A 20,359-nucleotide genomic window follows, 5' to 3' on the forward strand; every position below is an offset into this window, starting at 1 on the left:
GTCGCGGCTCGATTCTTTTTTTGTCAATTCATGCTATCGTGTTTACTTCATATTTAGGCGATTGTATTATTCTATGATAATGGTATTGTTTTCAATGAAATACTGTATTCCATAATGGTCCTTTAGGGATTCCAGTACCTGGGTAATGGAATAATCACTGAAACTTGCGCTAAATTCTTCCTCCCCCAGGGCATGGTTGCGGTTTTCAATGGAAACGTTGTAATGCCGCTCCAGCTTCTTTAGAATATTGTCAAAGGTCATCTTACGGAATACCAGTTCCCCGTCCATCCAGGAGGTATAGATACTTGTAACAACCTCATTCTTTACTATTTCCCTGTTCGCTTTGTTAAAGCTTGCCTTGTAGCCCGGCCTTAACCGTTCAGTCTCTCCCTCATTGTATTTTTCGTTATCCGGGTGAAGTCCCACGGCCCCTTCCACTAAGACTACTTCCGCAACCTCATCTTCCGGATAGGCATGCACATTGAACCGTGTTCCCAGCACCCTGACGTTTAAATTTTCGGCCTGTACGATAAACGGATGCGCGGAATCCTTGGCTACATCTAAAAATGCCTCCCCGTTCACAAACACTTTTCTTTCCATTCCGTCCAAAAACTGAACGGGATATTTAAGTGATGATCCCGCATTTAAATGGACACGGCTACCATCCGACAAATGGAGTTGAAACGTTTTGCCGTAAGGAACCGTTAGTGTATTGTATGTCAATTCTCGGGAAGATTCAGTTTCCGTATAGACCAATTCGTTTCCGTTTTGTTGGCCGACCACGTTGCCTTGGCTGTCAATGACCCGTTTGTCCCCATCTTCTTGTATAACTTCTATGCTTCCGTCTTCCATTTCCAAGGTAATCGCGTCTTGGGGAATTACAATTGTAGGCGTTCTATCGGATGAAATCTCAAGTAGCATAAAGCCTACGCCAATAATCCCTATAAATACCGCTGCAACACGTAGCCACTTTTGTACCGTAGCCTTTCCGTTTTTGTTCGCCTTTTGGTTTCTAATGGTCTTGTTGATCCGTTTCAAGAGTCGAATCCTGGCCTGTTCTTTTTCTGACAGGTCCCAAGAACCCATAACGTCGTTGTCCTGAAAACTATCGTAGAAGGAGAACAACACGTCCTCTTCTCTTTTCGAACATTGGCCCTGTTCAAATTTTACCAGTAAATCGAAGAATTCTTTTTTGGTCATTTTTTGTACTTACTTATAGATAAGATGCAAAAGCTTGGGGGTAACGCACATAAAAATTGAAAAAAATTGCGATTGCCCAGAACTGGCTCTTAATCCTCTTACAAAATTTTTAAGCTTTTGTCCAATGTAATGGTTTCGCCCTTGTTCATGTTAAAGGTTACTGTTTTAGCGCCATAACGCACCCGGGCATCATTGCCCAATCGGGAAGTAATGGTCGCTTTTACCAACCGTCCTTTGCGCCATTCCATATCTACTTTAAATCCGCCCCGAGCTATAAGACCGTTAACCTTTCCGTGGGGCAAGGCATCCGGTAATGTTGGTAATAGGGTTATTTCGCTGGTATGGGACTGCAATAGCATTTCGGCCAGAGCCGCAATAGATCCCATATTACCATCCATTTGAAACGGCGGATGGGCATCCATAAGATTGGGATAGGTTTTTTTGGCCCATAGCTCGGTAAGATTGTCCCATATCTTATTGCCATCGAGCAGACGGGCATAAAAGTTCATAATCCACCCACGGCTCCAACCAGTGTGCCCTCCACCATGGGAAAGTCGATCTTCGATTACCTTTTCCGAAGCGATCATGTATTCCGGGGTTTCGTTCCAATTAAATTCGTTCGAGGGGTGTAGCCCATAGAGATGGGACATATGTCTATGTCCGGGGAGGGCCTGTTTTAAATCCTCGAAAGACCATTCCAGTACTAATCCGTCCTTACCAATTGCACTTGGCATAAGGTTGTTGAGTTGTCTTTTGAGTTTTTCCCTGAATTTTTGATCCGTTCCCAATACTTCAGAAGCACGTATTACCCCTTCAAAAAGGTGGCGGGTTATTTGTAGATCCATCGCGGGTCCCATTACCACCGAGGCACGGGTCCCGTCCGGGGCCAGGAAAACGTTTTCGGGTGACATGGAAGGTCCGGTCACCAGTTTTCCCGTTTTTGGATGTTTTACCAAAAAGGAAGAAAGAAATTCTGCAGCCTCCCGCATCACGGGATAACCATACTCTTCTAAAAAGGTTTTGTCCTCGGTAAAGAGGTAATGTTCCCAGATATGGGTACTGGACCACGCAGCGCCCATAGGCCATAGACCGTACTCCGGTAGACCAAAGGAAGTAGTATAATGCCAGGCATCAGTAGTGTGGTGGGCCGTAAAGCCCTTGGCCCCATAGAGTTCCCGGGCGGTCTTACGCCCGTTTTCGCGAAGTTTCCCCACAAATTCCAAAAAAGGCAGGTGGCATTCCGAGAGGTCGGTTATCTCTGCGGGCCAGTACATCATTTGAATATTGATGTTAATGTGATAGTCCGAGTTCCACGGTGGTTTTTCACCGTCGGCCCAGATACCCTGTAAGTTGGCCGGCATATTGCCCTCACGGGAACTGCTTATGAGTAGATAACGTCCAAATTGAAAATAAAGTGCGGCCAACGATGGGTCATGGGCCCCATTTCGCTGGGCGGTCACCCGCTCATCCGTGGCAAACTTGGCAGCTTCCGTTACCGGCAATTCCAGGCTTACCCTGTTGAAGAGGCTTTGGTAATCCGCAATATGGTCTTTTAGCAGGTCTTGATAGGTTTTACCATCCAACGATTTCTCATAGGAGTCGCAAATGGCCTTAGGCTCCCCACCAAAATAGTCGGTTCCGGCAACAAGGCGTATTTCCATACTATTGGCCTTGTCTACTTTTATTTGCCGCCCTTGGGCCGTAAGCGTACCCCCAGGTGCAGTGATTATGGCGCGAGCCTCAAATTGTACCCCTTTGCCGTTGTTCAGATGGTGCTTCAAAATAAGCCTGTTCCCCGAAGCATTGACTGTTTCTCCATCGCCCGGGCGGGAAAGGGAAAGGGTTGCAGTGATGTTCCCGGGTTTATCGGCACTGGCCTTTAAGACAATGGCCTGGTCTGCAGCTGAAGAAATTACTGTACGTTGGTGCATTACATCCTCCACCATAAAACGGGTGGTTGCCGTGGCCGTACTTAGGTCGAGTTCGCGATAATAGTCCGTATAATTCTCCACCCCTTCAAAGTCTATATGCAGGTCTCCCATAGTTTGATAGGTATTGGTGCCACTGGGAAGACGTTCTACCATAAGTCGTTTTTTAGCCATGTTCTGGGCTTCCTTGTATTTCCCTTCAAAGAGCAGCTTTCGGATTTGGTTTACATATTTATGGCCTCCACGCCTGTCCTTGTATTCCCCGCCCTTGCTCCAAATACTTTCTTCATTAAGCTGTAGACGTTCCTTCGTGACTCCCCCAAATACCATAGCCCCCAAACGGCCGTTGCCAATGGGCAAGGCCTCATCCCATATCTGCGCCGGTTGGTGATACCAGAGCTTAAGTGAGGTTTCCTCTTCAGTTTGGGCATTTGTAAACAAGGGCATAAAGACGTTGCATAGAAGGAGCCCCACAATTAGCGAATGCTTGATTTTTGGAAAATACTTTAATCTGGATTTGTTCTTACAGCAGGTCATTGTTGTCACGGTCGTAACTAGCTTTGCCTTTTCTGATTTCATCATTATGTTTTGTTTTTTGTTGCTTTGAGGATATTGAACTCATTTTTAATAATGAATCCCAAATAATGCTTTGAGGGCAGGCCTATTCCACCTCAATTACCGTAGTTTTTTAAATGACTTCAGCATTTCCGGGTTATCCATGTTAAACGCCCCTGATTTTTGACCAAGGACTATTTCAATTGTTATGAAGGTTTATTCCACTCTATTCATATGATGCAAAATCAGGATGCAACGCACATAAAAAATGGAAAAACTTTATTTTCTTGGAATGGTTCGGTACAAGGGGGGTAAACCTATGGGGCAGTCATAAATGAATGCCTTGATTTTTACATAAAAGGAAAGGCGGCGAGAAGAAGGTTTACAATACGTCCTAAAGATTGGCGCAAATGTTTTAGGGCGATGTGCAGTTGGTTCTCCACCGTTCTATGGGAAATATTAAAGTGCTCGGCGATTTCCGAAATGGAATATTCCTGGTAGCGACTCATAAAAAAGATGGTCCTACAGCGTTTCGGTAGCGATTTTGACGCTTGTTCTATTCTTTTCTTTAGATCGCCATGGGCCAATTTTTGATAGGCTATCGGGTTAAAGGAAAGTTTGGCTATGACCTCTTCGTGCATTTCTATAAACCTTCTGTTCCTGATTTTCAAAAGTGCATTGTTCCGGGCCGCTTTAAACAAATAGCTTTTTAGGTTCCGGATTTCCAATTCTTCCCTTCGTGTCCATATCTTTACAAAGACCTCATGTAACACGTCCTCTGTTAGCCCCTTATCCTTTAGGATATTGATAACGGAAGCATATAATCCTTCCCAATACTTTTGGTACACGCTTTGGAAGGCCATTTGATTCCCTTCTTTTATCAACGATAAAAGCTTATCATCGGATAATTCTTGGAAATCCCACTGTTCCATTAGAGAAAATTTGATTTAAAGTATAAAATGTTGAGGAATAAACAAAACAGGTGCATTTTATCTGTAGGACTAAGGCATTTGAGACAATCCTTCTACAAGTTTGGCCCTTAGTGTCAAGATGTCTCCGTAGTCTCCGAAGATCCAACTCAAGAGGTATAAAAATAAATTGCATTGAAAGATTTAAATACCAGTTTTTTACCTTGGTTTTCTTTGATATAAAGAATTTTCATAGGTCAATTTTGTCGATCGTTCTCAACCCTCCGAGAGGTCCTGATTCAAGAAAAAAGTCAATCGAATTCCGGATCAAGGAAATCCTTTTTTTCAATCTGCCAATCTTTCAGGACTACTTTTAAGTAGGATATTTCTTTGGAATATTTTGGGTTATGTATTTGATTCACGATTTCCAAAGGATCATTTTCCAGATCATAAAAAAGGTACTCGTCCGTTCCGGCAGCACTTTCCTCAGAGCGATAATGCCGAATTAACTTGTATTTTTTTGTGGTAACGGAGCGTTTCAGATTACTTAAGGCCCCGAATATACACTCATGGATTTTTGTTTTCTTTGTCCTTAAAATGGGTAAGAAGCTTTTTGATTCAACGGTTCTGGGGATGTCGATTCCTACAATATCACAAATAGTAGGGAATATATCGGAAAGATAGACATGGGCATCGGTTTTAACGTTTTTTGGTATCCCCGCTCCGCTCAGGATCAAGGGAACATTGAAACTATGACGGTAAAAACTCATTTTCCCGAGCAATCCATGATGACCGATGGCCAATCCATTATCTGAAGCATAGATTACAATGGTGTTTTCAACCAATCCATTTTGCCCAAGTGATTTAAGAATTCGGCCGATTTGGGCATCCATATGGGTGATCAACCCATAGTAAAGGGCTATTTCGTTACGGACGGAATCCACGTTTCTGGGAAACGGCAGTAGTTTTTCGTCTCGTATACTTTTATAGCCGTCCTCATAGGGGTATTCCGTATAAAAATTGGTCGGGAAAGGCACTTCCATAGGATCGTACATATCCTTGTATTCCTGAGGTGGCGTTCTTGGATCATGGGGTGCGGTAAAGGCCACGGTCATAAAAAATGGTTTTGGATGTTCCCCGTTTAAAAAATCAATGGCGGCATCAGCAAATAGTTCCGAACTGAAACCTGTAACTGTAATATCATTTTCCTGAAAGCTCATCACATGTGAACCCATCCCTCCATTGAATATTCTGGACTCCTTTTCCACTCCCCAGTCCATTGGGTCTCCGTAGGCATTCCATTTTCCGGTCCAGAAGGTTGTATACCCCGCATCCTTCATGGTCCGTGGCCACTTTTGAAGGCTCTCAATGCCCGATTCCGAATAAAGTGGATAAAAACTCTTGTGCGTCAGCGAACTACAGCCCGTTAACAAGGAGGCCCTACTCGGAACACATGTTGGGGTTTCCGCGAACGCTTGTGTAAAGGTCGTTCCCTCACGGATCAAGCTGTCCAAATAGGGAGTTTTAATATAAGGGTTCCCCAATGCACGGATAAGATTGGATTGATGATCATCGGAAAGCAGCAGTACTATATTTGGGTTTGCCCGATCAACGTTTACCCGATTTTCCTTCCGGCTGCAACTTGAGATAATAAATGCAGTTACCATAAAAATCAATCCCTTACATTTAATCCTCATGCCATTTGTTTTTTATCATTTGTTTAGGACTCTTTCAAATGGTTTGGTAAATTATGGATTCGCTCACAACAAATCTGTTCCATCACCTGCTGCAGTTGCTTCTTTAGTATAGAATTTGTATGGTCCCCACCTTTGTCCCCCAGCGCAGCCACACCGTACATGAATGCACGGTCCATAAATGTGAAATGGGCACCACAGGCCAAGATTCTGGCTACATCGGGACCGGAGTGTATTCCAATGCCCATCATTACCGTAATCCTTTGGCCATACTTCATAAGGGTAGGCGTTGTTGAATTTTACTTTTTTTGTATTGTTCATTTTACTTCGGATCCAAGTCAAAGGCCCCACTCCAGGAATCGACCAGGAACATTCTGGCGATAAAGCTGAAAGCGGTCGTTAGCAACAATATAAAACAGCCTGTAAATAAATAGTTTGTTCCTTGATTTTTTTGTTTACGGTCTGTTCCATTGGAAGTAGTGTTGGTTTGCTTTTGGGATAGTACTTTCCTAAAGGGTCAGTGACTTGAATTTTTTGGTCAATTCGGTAAGGGACGACTCTACGGCCATCCGTTCCAGGGAAGAGGCCCCAACAAAGCCTTGAGCGTCCGTTTTATCTAATATAATCCTAACATCTTCCGGAGTATTTATGGGTCCGCCATGCGCCAAGAAAATAGTGTTCGGATTTATCTTTCTAGCTGCGTCGATAATATCTTGTGTTCGAGTTATAGCAAAATCCATATCAACATTGGCATCGACGACTCCGATGGATCCGCCAACCGTTGTTCCTACATGGGCAATAATGGTGTCCGCGCCCACCTCCACCATTTGAACGGCTTCTTCGGGCGTGGCCACATAAACACAGCAATACAGACCCATCTTCGAGGCCAATCCTATCATTTCCACTTCTTTGGAAAATGACATTCCGGTCTCTTCCAGTATCTGTCGAAACCTACCATCGATAATACAATGTGTTGGGAAATTGTTTACCCCAGAAAATCCCATGGCCTTCACCTGTTGCAAGAAATGCCACATTCTCCTTCGCGGATCCGAACCGTGTACGCCACAGAAAACGGGTATCTCCTCCACAACGGGAAGCACCTCGAACTCCCCAATTTCCATGGCTATGGTATTGGCATCGCCGTAGGCCATCAACCCGGCCGTGGAACCATGCCCCGACATCCGGAAGCGCCCCGAGTTATACACAATCAAAAAGTCGGCTCCGCCCTTTTCTATGAACTTGGCACTGATTCCGGTTCCCGCTCCGGCCCCGATTACCGCTTTTTTATTTGCCAAGGTGATCTTCAATCGCTCCCTGACTTCTTCTCTTGTATAGGGATTTCCTTTCCCTGTCCATGGATTTGGCATTTTAGTCTTGTTAAAGGGTTAATTATCTGTATTTTGGTCAATCATTTCAAGAAGGTATGAGACAAGCGCAATAGAAAATGATTCATCGTTGATATGGGCATCCACTTCGATTACTGGAACATGTCCCTTGGCATTTTCCTTTATGGTGCCGAACAGTACCGCGTCGGTTTCCGGCGCATAAAAAAGTTCACCTTTACTGTCCAATTGCGAGATTCCCTTGAGTGGCAATAGAATTGAAACAGGGCCTTTTGCATTTTTTAATTTGCGCGCAACCTCTTTTCCCAATAATCTATTCTCATGCATATTGGTTCGCATTAGGGTAATGTCGGGAGACCAACTGTAGAGCTGTCTATTGCTGTACTTTTCAGGAACGGTAGGTACCTGCGCATAATTTACCATATCCAAACAACCAGGCACTACTACTTGAGGTATGCCCATACTTGCAGCGGCGGTTAAGCGACAGGGACCTGCACTGAGGATACCCGCGCAAAGTTCGTCGGCCAACTCTGTAACGGTCACATCAAGAACCCCCTGGAAAGCTCCTTCCTTTATCAAGGATTCCATGGCCGCCCCACCGGTTCCGGTAGCGTGGAAGGAAAGGACTTCATACCCCTGTTCCTTTAATAACTCGGAACATTTATTGACACATTTTGTCGTATTGCCGAACATGCTTATCGCAATCCTTTTTTGCGGATGGTTTATGGTATCCGATTCCTCCTCCGCCATACCACATATCGCAGCGGCGGCCTGGTTCATCAGTACCTTACTGATACTATTCAATCCGGCAACGTCGACCACGGAAGCCATTATGGTAATATCCTTTATGCCTATTTGGCAGGAAAGATCCTTGCCGGCCAGGGTGGAAAGGCATAGTTTCGGGATACCCAAGGGAACTGGTTGCATGGCCTCCAGGGCGATATAAGTACCACCACCGCCACCCATACCTATTACACCTTTTACCCTATTGTCGGAGACAAGATCCTTAAGAATGGCTGCCGCCCCTTTTCCCATCAATTCGACCGCCTTTCCACGGTCTCCAGATTTTCGTATGGTTTCAATCGAGGTCCCCGAAGCATGGGCGACCTGGGTATTATCATAATCTGCGGAGAAATTTGCCGTACTTACCATGATCCCGGTATCGATTGTGATTACGGGTTGGCCCTTGGACCGTATGGCCTTTAGCAGATAGGAAAAATCCTCGCCCTTGGTGTCGAAACACCCCAACATCACAATGCTCTTACTTTTGGTTTTCATTGGACGGGCTTATGGTTACACATTAAAATCGAATACAACGACCCGTTCCAATTTTGGAATTACCATTTCCTTCACTTTTTCATGGACCGGATGTGGCAAATAGGCTTCCCTGGATTCGGGACTGTCAAAAGTCATGATGAAACCATGGGTGTACCCGTCATTAAGACCCTCGGTACTTTCGTAAGGGCCATACTCCATGTCCAATAGCCCTGGAATCTTTCCGATCATGCCCTTCATCGTCCGGAAGCAATGGTCGATTTCGGTATCGTTTACGCCCTCCTTGAACTGGAACATTCCATAATGTTTTGTCATTTCCCCCTTTTTTATTTTAGCGTTCGGATATAGGCGAGCAAATCCGAAACCTGTTCATCGCTATAGTGGTCGATAAGACCTTTGGGCATAAAGGAGCGACCGACCAAGCGTCCTTGCGAGGAGATGTCGGCCGCACTTACAAATTGCTCATTTCCACCCATAAAACCAATGGTAAGACCCTTATCCTCCCGCTTCGTAAGATATCCTTCAACGGTACTGCCATCCTTTTTGGTTACCCTGTACAAGGTATAAGTGCCCTCCATGGCCGCGTCCGGATCCAAGATTGCCGTGAGTAAGGCCTTGTTTTCCCGCATGGCCGAACCATCCAAGGCAGGAGCGATATGCTGGCCTTTATCACCAAGACTGTGACAAAGGAGACAGGTTTGGAACAGCTTTTCACCCTCGGCCGGGTTACCGCCTCCCTTTTCGGCAATGACCATAAACCGTTTCAACTTGGCGTCAAAGGCTTTTTTTTCCTTCTCAATACGCACCATTACCTCATTTAAAAGCTTTTTGCCTATTTTATCCTCTTCATTGGCCTGAAAAATCTTTTCTGCACTTGAAAGGTCAAATGCCTTCGACGAAACGGAACCACTGGCGAACAGTTGTTTTAACAGTACCCTTGCTTCCTTGGAGTTGGACAGTATTTTAACTACGGTTCTTTGTTTGGTTTCTTGTAGTTTGGGCATCCAGTTGCCAGAGATTTGCCCCGCAAGCCCTAGATCGCCGCTGGCAAGGGTCTGGATTGCCGCCGCCCTTAATTCCAGGGACAGATTATCCTTTTTTGCCATTTGGGAAAATATCCCTTTGTTCTCCTTGGGACGCTCCTTAAGGGCAAGCATTGCCAATTTTATGGTCTCCTCGGAGGAATTTTCATGAATGAGGGGCACTACGTAATCCCTGAGACCTTGGATTTCGAATTTGCCTATAGCCTCCAATCCCAAATTTTGTTGTGAGATTTCCTTGCTCTTTAATAAATGTCTTATTGGATTTACCAGCAGGCTTTTCAGCTCATCGGATTGTACCTTGGCCTGATTCCTTAGGGCCAGTGCCACATAGTCTCCTGCTTTTTCATGTCGCTCGAATATAGGGCTGACAGCGTCAAATACATTGGTATTGCCCAACATTTCCGCTACGATGATAAAGGTAGGCTCGTTGAGTTCTGTGTACCCCGCCTTTTTCCAAAGATCGGGAAAGACTGCTTCCCGTTCCTTTTTAGGCAAAGCCTGACTTGCCCATATTAGATTGGACGGAGCATGCTCTGAAGCCTTTTTCGATGCCATAAAATCAGATAGCTGCCGTGGATATTTTTCTAGGGCCATCCTGGCCAGGTAGCGTTCAAAATGGCGTTCGTACGCTCCCCCCATCGTATTGCCCTCCATAGGAGGTTTGCATGCCTGCACCAATAGAGCAATGGTTTCTTCATTGGCCTTGCCTACCTGGCCCAACGTTCTCAAGACCTGAGATCGTACCATAGGATTGCTATCTTCCAAAGGTATTTGAAGTAATCTGGCCAGTTCATCCGCATTCGGTGAAAAGGACTGCAATGCGCGGACGGCCTCCCTTCTGAGATTATCGGATTCGGAACTAACTAAGGGCTTCATTAGCTTTCGGTCGTAGCGATATATTCCTTCCAAAGACCAAAGAGCCAAGATGCGGGTTATTTCATCCTGGGAAATGTCCGAGACCATAAGTAATAAATCCCTGGTTAGTCCTTTGGTCTCCCCTATAGGACGGTCACTTATCTGGTGCCATGCGGCACGTTTCGCCCATAGGGAAGGAGATTTTAGAAAATCGACAAGTTTCTCAGTCTTTACCTTGTAGAAATTCGGAATTTCATGGGGTTTCTGTGATTCGTGACAGATTCGCCAGATTCGCCCATGTGATTTATCGCGGTCGGGATGGGTAGTGGGAACCTCGTTATGGGAGATTATTTTATTGTACCAATCCGCAATATAGAGACATCCATCCGGGCCAAACTCGATATTGACCGGTCTAAACCAATCATCCTTGGAGGACAGCAAGTCGGGCAGGTGCTCTGCGGAAACGCTGCCATCTGCATTTCGTACGATCTTTACGGCATTAATAGTGCTGGTAATCGTGTTGGCCAACAATGCTACGTCTCTCCATTCCTCCGGAAATGAACCTTCACTATCGTCTGCAAAGGCAAGTCCTGAAAGGCCCGTACCCCCTACCCTGAAATCGTGCAATGTAGGCATCCAGGGCTGGTAAGGTCGCAGCCTATCATTTCCTGTTCCTGGAAAGCCTGTACCGACTTCCATCGGAGCCACAGAAAAGCCTAGATCATTGGCTTCGGAACCGTACCATTGCCCGTTGCCCCTCAGTTGAAAGCCCCAGATATTGTTCAAACCGGAATTGACCAGTTTTATTTTTTTTGCGTCCAATGAGAATCGGACTATTTTACTATAGTCCAACCGAATCTTGGCACTACTTACCACGGAGGATACTTCACCCTTGTTCAATGCCCCCTGGCTGAAATGGATCCAATCGCCCGGCCCCCGTATTAGGGTATGCGCCATGGTATGGGTATCCGTATAACCAAATCCGGTAAACAACGGCTTCCGCTTATCGGCCTTGCCGTCATCATCGGTGTCTTCCAAAAAAAACAACTCCGATCCTTGGGCCACATAACTTCCGTTCTTGTAAGGTAAAATACTCTGGGGTATGGTGAGACCGTCGGCCCAGATGGATGTTTTGGCCTTTTTTCCACTATAAAGATCCGATAAAACCAATATTTTGTCCTCGCCCTTGGTAATACCTCTATAAAGGTCCAGTATACGTTTGAAGTTGGGATTTTTTTCCTGAGCTTCGGGGTTGTCCATCAATCTCAACAAGTCGTCCCATTGGATATCGGAAATGGGATCCAGGGGATACATGCCAGCGGTTTGTGTCCATAATCTTCCGGCATCATCAAAAGTCAGATCTATAGGGTTTACTATCCCATCTTTTTCGCTGGCCACCAATTCTACCTTAAAACCTTCGGGAACCTTGAATCCGGCAAGTTGCTCTTCGGGGGAATAGGCTGCTGTTCTGTTGGATTGCATTTTTTTATAGAATTGGGGAAGTTCCCTGGTAACGACTTGAGTCGCCTTATCCTTTTGGTCGTCCTTGCAACTTGTGAGGGAGAGTAGTAGGGCCAATGTAAACGGGAGAATAAGTTCAATATTTTTCATGTAGAAGGAAGAATGTTTGCGAAACGCCTTATAATGATTCAATGACAATGTGTTTGAACACCACCTGGGCATTGCCCCCTTTGTGCAGCTGTAGGCCTATTACACCTTTTGATGGGATGTCCGTATCCTCTTCGAGATATTCGTTAACCTTTACCCCGTTGATATAAAGTTCATGGAGATTTCCCTGGCAGCGTATGATATAGCTGTTCCATCCATCCTCGTCCAGAAGGTGTTTTACTGTATTTAAATCTCCATAGTTCAGTAACGCCCTGCGGTGCTCATCGTAGATATCGCCCCAATATCCTTTTCCGATATCGGCCTGATAGCCAACTATTTTACCATCTTCGATTACCGAACGATATTGAATACCGCTGTTGATCAATCCCTTGTCGTGATTCCCTGTGATGCGGAACAGGCAGCGGAACTCGAAATCCCCATATTTTTCCATGGTATGCAGATACGTATTCACAGGGATATTCGTGATGCCGTCGCCACCGACGATAGCACTGTCCTTGACCGACCAGTACTTCGCGTTTTCTTCATTGACCGTTTCCCAGCCGTTGAGGGTGGTGCCGTCAAAAAGGGATTTGGAATCAAATTTTTGGGCCGAACAACCAAGTGCTCCCAAGAGCATATTGAGCACTAATAGTTTTAATGGTCTACTTAACCCTAAGTTTATCGGAATACGTTTTCGCACTTTTTCGAATAAAAAAGTCATGATTGTATTCATAGTAGTTTCTATTTTTATAATTTCCGACCTCATACTTCCTGGTGTTATCTGTCAATACATAGGGAACAGATTCAATTCCAATATCCCAAAATAGGCCCGGAATCAACTTATGGTAAACTCAGCGAGAGCCCATATTCCTGTTGATTTGATAACATTTGTGGACGATACGTCACATGCTCCTGGCCTTTAGGTCACGTACTTTTGGCTGTATGGAAAAATCCTATTCTTTTCGAACATTCAGTTCCTATATACAATCATATGATGCAAAATCGGGATGCAACGCACATAAAAAATGAAAAGACTTTACTTTCCTGGAATTGTTCGGTACAAGACCTAAGGTTACGGATCCGTATTAAATGAATGTCTTGGGCCCCCATATAAAGGAAGGACAGCAAGAAGAAGACTTACAACTCGTCCTAGAGATTAGCACAAATGTTTTAGGCTATCAGAAAGCAGCAGTACTATGTTTTTGGGTTTGCCCGAGATACGTTTACCCAATCTTCCTTCCCGCTACAACTTAAGAGAATAATTGCAGTTATTATAAAAACCGATGAATTGCCTTTAATTCTTATAATATCTCCTTATAGCATTAGTTACGAACTCCTTCTAATATGGAGAAAGCATTAAAAAACCTGTATGACACCGTTTATACTTGCGGAAAGTTTCGGATTCCTTCATTCCAATTTGAAACGGAGCAACGATTTGATGCCATAACGGATTCCCATTCGCATCTTAAAGTTTTTGCCAAACCTTTCCATTGGGATACGAATGTGCCTTCAAGGAGCTTTCCTTCATGGTGATGCTGTAACCAGGTAAACAGGGCGGCATATACGCCCCATTTTTAATTACTACCGGATCTAAAAAGTGCTCGTGAAGACTATCCACATATTCTATTACCCTGTTTTCCAGGGAACCGCTCATAAGGATGTAGTCTACCATGGATAAGTGTTGTACATATTCGCAAAGCCCTACTCCTCCCGCGTGTGGACATACCGGAATATCAAATTTTGCCGCCATGAGAAGAATGGCCAATATTTCATTGACACCACCCACTCGGCAACTATCAATTTGACATATGCCAAGGGCATTGGCTTGCATCAATTGTTTGAACATGACCCTATTTTGGCAATGTTCGCCGGTAGCTACCTTAATCGGAGCTATGGCCTTTGCTATTTTAGCATGACCAAGAATATCATCGGGACTGGTTGGCTCCTCGATCCACCAAGGGTCAAACCTTGAAAGCTCCTTCATATGGGCAATAGCCTCATCTACATCCCATTTTTGATTGGCGTCCAGCATTAGTTTCAGGTCATTTCCTATTTCCTCCCTGATAATCCCAGCCCTTCTCATATCGTCTTCCAGATCGGAACCTACCTTTATCTTCATATGGGTAAAACCTGCTGCCTTGGCTTCTTTGCACAGCCTTCTCATTTTTTCATCGGAATACCCCAACCAGCCAGCGGAAGTAGTGTATGCTGGATAACCATTTTGAAGTAGGTGCTCCATTCGTTCCTGTTTGGTTGCTTCTTTTTCCTTGAGAAGTTCCAGTGCCTGTTCTGGTGTAATGGCGTCCGTGATATACGTGAAATCAATACAGGCAACCAGCTGCTCCGGAGTCATATCGGCGAGTAGTCTCCAAAGGGGTTTCCCTTCAATTTTGGCATACAGATCCCAGACCGCGTTTACAAGGGCTGCCGTTGCTAGATGGATTACCCCCTTTTCAGGCCCCAACCATCTAAGCTGACTATCTCCGGTAACCATTCTCCAAAATTGCCCCATATTTTTGGTGAAGGACTCCAAGGACTTACCTATGATAAGGTGGGAAAGGGATTTAATAGCGGCAACGCATAGCTCGTTTCCACGGCCAATGGTGAAGGTCAGCCCATGGCCTTCAATACCTTGGGAATGGTCTGTCTTTAAGATTACATATGCTGCCGAATAATCCGGATCCGGGTTCATGGCGTCGGATCCATCCAAGGTCTTACTGGTTGGAAAACGCACGTCCTTTACCCATATATCCGTTATGGTCGTGATTTGCATGATACAATTTACCGGTAAAGGTACTTTGAAGCGTAGACCGCACTTTGCATAAATTCACATGTTCCTGTATTTTTTTTGCTTTGGGCATTTTCAATTTTAAAGGTTCATATGTTGTTTTCTATACTGCGAAGGAGACTTTCCCATAATTCTTCTGAATTGACGATTAAAATTGGAGATGTTGTTGTAACCGGACTCATAACATATCCTTGTGATGTTATATTCGTTTTCGGAGATGAGTTTACAGGCGTAACCTATTCTAATTTCATTTAAATAGTCCTTAAACGTTTTTCTGTTCAATCGTTTAAAAAGTCTACTAAAAGCCGAGGGATTCATGCAGGCCACATTGGCTACATCCTTTAGTGATATTGATTCGTTAAAATGATTGAAAATGAATTCATACACTTTATACATGCTTTTGGGACTTGCACTTTTAAACCTTTTTAAAAACCCTTCACTGGACAATATCATTTTTGTTGGGTGCTTTGCCAGGGAGTCCAAAACTTTCATGAGTTGCAGCCACTTATCAAATGGTTGCATTTTGGATAGATCGGCAATTTTGGCTTTTACATCGTTTCCCAAATCCAAAAACTTAATCCCGTACCTTGAAAATTCGATGAGATTTTTTATGTGCTGTAGTTCGGGAGCATTGAAAAAGTCGACACCCATAAAGTCCCTTCTAAAATGAACTACATATGCTCTTGCCCTTAATTCCGAGGACGGCGAAAAGTACTTTTCGTCATTGAACCACATATGGGGTAGGTTGGGGCCGATTAACACTACTTCTTCTTTCTCGAACTTTTTGATATTGTCCCCAATGAACCTAGTTCCCGTACTTTCCCGAATATAAACCAACTCCAATTCGGGATGATAATGCCAAACCTTTAAAAAATAGGGATAATCATTGTACCTAATAGTAAAGGAACTGTCCTTATAAGTACTCCGGTCAAGGAAGTGCAGTTTCATTTAATTTTGGATGTAATTCGCTATTAAGATAAAAAATTAATACTAGGGGGCTAATTAATACTCCAGAGGCAAAAAAAGTATCACTTTTTGTAAATATTATGGAAGCAGCACCATCTTCCGGTTTCTAGTTTTGAACCATTATTTGGATAGTGCCCGTTCTGTGCATATAAATTGCAATGCAATCTAAAATCCGGAAATATCACAGGTCTAAATCACAATGTGACGAAGGGAATCACGAAAACCCCTTTAGGGATTGGGTACATATGCGAAGTAATTCGAAAGGAAGCGTTGGATTCTGGCAATAGGAAATGGTGATGAAAAGAAAAATGAAAAATATTGTAGCCTTTTTGTTTACAAGTATCTTGGTTTTACTAGGTATACGCTGTAGTACCCATGTACCTCCCCCATTACCTGTTGAACCGGTACCCGATCAAAAGCAATTGGCCTGGCAGCAAATGGAATTTTATGGCTTCATCCATTTTGGTCTCAACACCTTTACGGATCAGGAATGGGGCTATGGCGACAAATCCCCGGAACTGTTCGACCCTTCTGAACTGGATGCCCGGCAATGGGCCCGTGTGGCCAAGGAAGCGGGAATGAAAGGAATCATTATAACGGCCAAGCACCACGATGGTTTTTGCCTATGGCCTTCCCAATACACCGAGTATTCCATAAAGAATTCACCATGGAAGGGGGGCAAGGGAGACGTGATTAAGGAGTTAGCGGCAGCGTGTAAAGAATACGGTTTAAAATTGGGGATCTACACTTCACCTTGGGATCGTAGCCATGCCGATTACGGCAAACCAGAGTATATTGCGTATTTCAGGAATCAACTTGAGGAATTGCTTACCCAATATGGCGATGTTTTTGAGGTATGGTTCGATGGGGCCAATGGGGGTGACGGCCATTACGCAGGGGCCGATGAAACCAGAAGGGTGGACAAAAAAACCTATTATGACTGGCCCAATACCATAAAAATGATACGGAAACTACAGCCAGAAGCCATTATCTGGAGTGATGCAGGCCCCGATGCCAGATGGGTGGGCAACGAACATGGTTTTGCGTACGATATTACATGGTCTCCCCTACAAAGGGATGAAGTCTATGGCGGAATGCCCGAATATGCCAGCGAGTATTCCATGGGCCAGGAAAATGGCACACATTGGGTACCGGCGGAAGCCGATGTTTCCATTAGACCGGGATGGTTTTATCACCGGTCTGAAGATGATAAAGTGAAGTCCCTTGGGCACCTTATAGATATCTATTACAAATCCATCGGCCAAAATGCTACGCTCTTGCTCAACCTGCCCGTGGATCAAAGGGGGTTGATCCATGAGAGGGATGTTGAACAACTACAAAAGTTTAAGGAACAGTTGGATTTGGACTTTGCCGATGACCTAGCGTTGCTAAAGGACGTAAAAGCCTCCCAAGTCCGTGATGGACATGAACAATATGGAGCGGCCAACTTGGTAGATGGAAAAAAGGAAACCTATTGGGCTACGGAGGATTCCATTACGACCGCTTCGGTGACCCTGGATTTTGGAGTACCCACCACTTTTAATCGCATACTTGTCCAAGAGCATATTCCCCTTGGACAACGAGTAGGGTCTTTTTTTGTAGAGGCTCTTGTCAATGGTCAGTGGAAGCCTTTGGGCACCTACGGTACCATTGGATTTAAAAGATTGCTACGGTTTAAAAAAACAACGGCCACCAAGATAAAGCTTACCATTACCCAAGCCAAGGCCTGTCCTGTACTTTCTAATCTAGGTGTATTCAATGCTCCCCTGATCGTTGAGGAACCGACCATTTCCCGAAACAAAGAAGGTATGGTCCGTATTAACAGTGCAGAAAAAGGGGTTACCTACTACTATACCATGGATGGCTCACCTCCTGATATCCACTCAAAAAAATATGAAGGATACTTTGAGGCACATACTCCTGTACAAATATCCGCTATGAGCTATGATTCAGTGACCCATAGAAAAAGTGACCCAAAAACCAAAAGATTCGATATAAGCAAAAAAACCTGGGCTATAAAAGGTATCGGAACGACCCAGCAGACCGTATTGCCCATAGACGATAATCAAAAGTCAAATTATACCCTCACCGAATATCAAAGGCAAAACGGTCTGGTCATTGATCTTGGCAAGAAAGAACTATTAACGGGGTTTACCTATACACCGGACCAGGGCAGATTGCCTTCTGGCATCATTACCCATTATGGTTTTCACGCCAGTGATAATGGCCATAACTGGATCCTAATCCAAGAAGGGGAGTTTTCCAATGTCCTAAACAATCCCATTGAACAGAAGGTAATGTTCAATAAGCCAGTCAACGCAAGATTCATCAAATTAACACCAAATAGGGTTAAGGAAAATGCAGAAAAAGCTGTGGTTGCCGAAATAGGGGTAATTACAAAATAGACGTTTCTTGTATCGAATAATACGAAGTGTGGTCTTGAGCAAAACCTCCATTTCCCTTATCCTTTGGTCTCGATATATACGGTGCTTAGCGAGGTGCCGTCACCTTCCCATAAGCTTTGCCACGTACTTTCCGATAACGTCAAATTCCAGGTTCACTTTGGATCCCACTTCATAGGCATGAAATCGAGTGTTTTCATAGGTGTACGGTATTATGGCCACGCTAAAGGTATTTGTTCCGGAATCGACCACTGTTAAACTTACACCATCAATGGTTATGGATCCCTTTTCAATAGTTGGATTGTTGAGCGAAACATCATACTCAAATGAAAACATCCAGCTACCATCCTTTTCCTCAATAGAGGTACAGGTTCCCGTTTGATCTACATGGCCTTGAACAATATGGCCATCCAATCGGGATCCCAGAATCATGGCACGCTCCAGATTCACCGTATCACCAATATTTAAATCGCCAAGATTGGTCTTTTGAAGGGTCTCATCAATCGCAGTAACCATATAATGGCCCTCCCCTAAGGAAACTACGGTGAGGCATACACCGTTATGGGCCATACTTTGATCTATCTGTAGCTCCTTGGCCACGGGTGAAGCTATGGTAATATGTAGGTTCCCCCCCTCCTTTTCCAAATGCGATATCTCGCCTAAGGATTCGATTATTCCTGTAAACATGTTCCGCTTAAATTAAGTAATTTTGTGCGATAAATTTAGGGATAAAGCCAAAGATAATATGCAGGAAGATCGAAAAATACGACTAGGAATTTCAGTAGGGGACCTCAACGGAATTGGATGCGAGGTCGTTCTTAAAACCTTTGAGGATTCCCGTATGTTGGATTTCTGTACGCCTGTAATCTTTGCTTCCAATAAGACCATTTCCTTCCAGAAAAATGAATTGGGCATTGCTATTAAATATCACGGTATTCATGAAGCTTCCAAAACTATTGACGGCAAGATCAATGTAGTGAATGTTTGGAAGGAAATACCCAAAATCGAATTTGGAAAGGAGACCCAAGAAGCGGGCAAATATGCCTTAAAATCCTTGCGTGCTGCGGTAGGGGCGCTAAAAGAGGAAAATATTGACGTCCTGGTGACCGCTCCGATCAACAAAAATAACATTCAATCGGAAGACTTTAAATTTCCGGGACATACGGATTATCTAGCCCAGGAATTGGAAGGTGAAAGTCTCATGTTTATGGTTACGGATACGTTAAAAGTGGGATTGCTTACCGATCATGTTGCCGTAAAGGACGCCCCCGCTGCCATAAACCCTATCTTGGTCCGGACCAAAGTGCGTACGATCGAAAAATCCTTACGGATGGATTTTGGGATTCGGAGGCCAAAAATTGCCCTTTTGGGCATTAACCCCCATAGCGGAGACAATGGCGTTATCGGAAAGGAAGACGATGAAGTGCTAAAGCCCGTTATACAGGAAATGTCGGATGCCGGACATCTGGTCTTTGGGCCATATTCCGCGGATAGTTTTTTTGGCTCGGATTCCTATAATAACTTTGATGCCGTTTTGGCGGCCTATCACGATCAGGGATTGATCCCTTTCAAGACGCTGTCCTTTGGCAAAGGGGTCAATTATACCGCAGGTCTTTCAAAAGTCCGTACATCCCCAGATCATGGTACGGCCTATGAGATTGCCGGAAAAGGTAAGGCGGACCACAGCTCCTTCAAGGAGGCGGTATTTATGGCCTTGCATATTTTTAGGAATAGAATGGAATTCGAGGGACTCAACGAGAACCCATTGCAAAAACAAAAGGTTAGACGCTAAAT

General features: G+C 44.4%; 14 protein-coding genes and 1 pseudogene. 2 read left to right on the forward strand and 13 right to left on the reverse strand.

Translation table 11 applies throughout. The annotated features are described in order from the left end of the window. Window positions 1-66: 66 nt before the first annotated feature. The 12 genes and pseudogenes from ACO06Y_RS06050 to ACO06Y_RS06105 form a co-directional block, all read right to left on the reverse strand. Window positions 67-1,200, reverse strand: a complete 1,134-nt coding sequence (locus ACO06Y_RS06050; protein ID WP_422082933.1) for a FecR family protein — start codon at window positions 1,198-1,200, stop codon at window positions 67-69. 98 nt (window positions 1,201-1,298) lie between these two features. Continuing rightward, a complete protein-coding gene (locus tag ACO06Y_RS06055) occupies window positions 1,299-3,710 on the reverse strand; it encodes a glycoside hydrolase family 95 protein (protein ID WP_422082934.1) in 2,412 nt (803 codons plus the stop codon). A gap of 323 nt (window positions 3,711-4,033) precedes the next feature. Further along, on the reverse strand, window positions 4,034-4,615 hold the full coding sequence (locus ACO06Y_RS06060) for an RNA polymerase sigma factor (RefSeq protein ID WP_422082935.1): 582 nt from the start codon (window positions 4,613-4,615) through the stop codon (window positions 4,034-4,036). Between the two features lie 287 nt (window positions 4,616-4,902). After that, window positions 4,903-6,288, reverse strand: a complete 1,386-nt coding sequence (locus ACO06Y_RS06065; protein ID WP_422082936.1) for a sulfatase-like hydrolase/transferase — start codon at window positions 6,286-6,288, stop codon at window positions 4,903-4,905. 23 nt (window positions 6,289-6,311) lie between these two features. Beyond that, window positions 6,312-6,560: pseudogene (locus ACO06Y_RS06070) on the reverse strand (alpha-hydroxy-acid oxidizing protein); the annotation flags it as partial. 234 nt (window positions 6,561-6,794) lie between these two features. Then, complete coding sequence (locus ACO06Y_RS06075; RefSeq protein WP_422082937.1) at window positions 6,795-7,652, reverse strand: phosphoenolpyruvate hydrolase family protein; 858 nt, start codon at window positions 7,650-7,652, stop codon at window positions 6,795-6,797. A gap of 18 nt (window positions 7,653-7,670) precedes the next feature. Then, window positions 7,671-8,906: a Tm-1-like ATP-binding domain-containing protein gene (locus tag ACO06Y_RS06080; protein ID WP_422082938.1), complete on the reverse strand. Its 1,236-nt coding sequence runs from the start codon at window positions 8,904-8,906 to the stop codon at window positions 7,671-7,673. 15 nt (window positions 8,907-8,921) lie between these two features. Further along, window positions 8,922-9,218: a Dabb family protein gene (locus ACO06Y_RS06085; RefSeq protein ID WP_422082939.1), complete on the reverse strand. Its 297-nt coding sequence runs from the start codon at window positions 9,216-9,218 to the stop codon at window positions 8,922-8,924. An 11-nt stretch (window positions 9,219-9,229) separates the two neighbouring features. Continuing rightward, complete coding sequence (locus ACO06Y_RS06090) at window positions 9,230-12,412, reverse strand: PVC-type heme-binding CxxCH protein (protein WP_422082940.1); 3,183 nt, start codon at window positions 12,410-12,412, stop codon at window positions 9,230-9,232. Window positions 12,413-12,440: 28 nt separating this feature from the next. Further along, on the reverse strand, window positions 12,441-13,142 hold the full coding sequence (locus ACO06Y_RS06095) for a 3-keto-disaccharide hydrolase (protein WP_422082941.1): 702 nt from the start codon (window positions 13,140-13,142) through the stop codon (window positions 12,441-12,443). Between the two features lie 732 nt (window positions 13,143-13,874). Further along, complete coding sequence (locus ACO06Y_RS06100; protein ID WP_422082942.1) at window positions 13,875-15,182, reverse strand: L-fuconate dehydratase; 1,308 nt, start codon at window positions 15,180-15,182, stop codon at window positions 13,875-13,877. 96 nt (window positions 15,183-15,278) lie between these two features. Beyond that, a complete protein-coding gene (locus ACO06Y_RS06105) occupies window positions 15,279-16,145 on the reverse strand; it encodes an AraC family transcriptional regulator (protein WP_422082943.1) in 867 nt (288 codons plus the stop codon). Between the two features lie 326 nt (window positions 16,146-16,471). Here ACO06Y_RS06105 and ACO06Y_RS06110 point away from each other — a divergent pair, with 326 nt between their 5' ends. After that, complete coding sequence (locus tag ACO06Y_RS06110; protein ID WP_422082944.1) at window positions 16,472-18,568, forward strand: alpha-L-fucosidase; 2,097 nt, start codon at window positions 16,472-16,474, stop codon at window positions 18,566-18,568. A 99-nt stretch (window positions 18,569-18,667) separates the two neighbouring features. On the opposite strand, the gene ACO06Y_RS06115 is transcribed toward ACO06Y_RS06110, so the two are convergent. Beyond that, entirely contained in the window at window positions 18,668-19,252 is a 585-nt protein-coding gene (locus tag ACO06Y_RS06115; RefSeq protein WP_422082945.1) for a riboflavin synthase, read from the reverse strand. A gap of 58 nt (window positions 19,253-19,310) precedes the next feature. Between ACO06Y_RS06115 and pdxA the strand changes: the two genes are divergently transcribed. Beyond that, a complete protein-coding gene (gene pdxA / locus ACO06Y_RS06120) occupies window positions 19,311-20,357 on the forward strand; it encodes a 4-hydroxythreonine-4-phosphate dehydrogenase PdxA (protein WP_422082946.1) in 1,047 nt (348 codons plus the stop codon). Window positions 20,358-20,359: the final 2 nt, after the last annotated feature.

Origin of the sequence: Ulvibacterium sp., assembly GCF_965228935.1 — a bacterium.
In the GTDB taxonomy this organism is placed as follows: domain Bacteria; phylum Bacteroidota; class Bacteroidia; order Flavobacteriales; family Flavobacteriaceae; genus Ulvibacterium.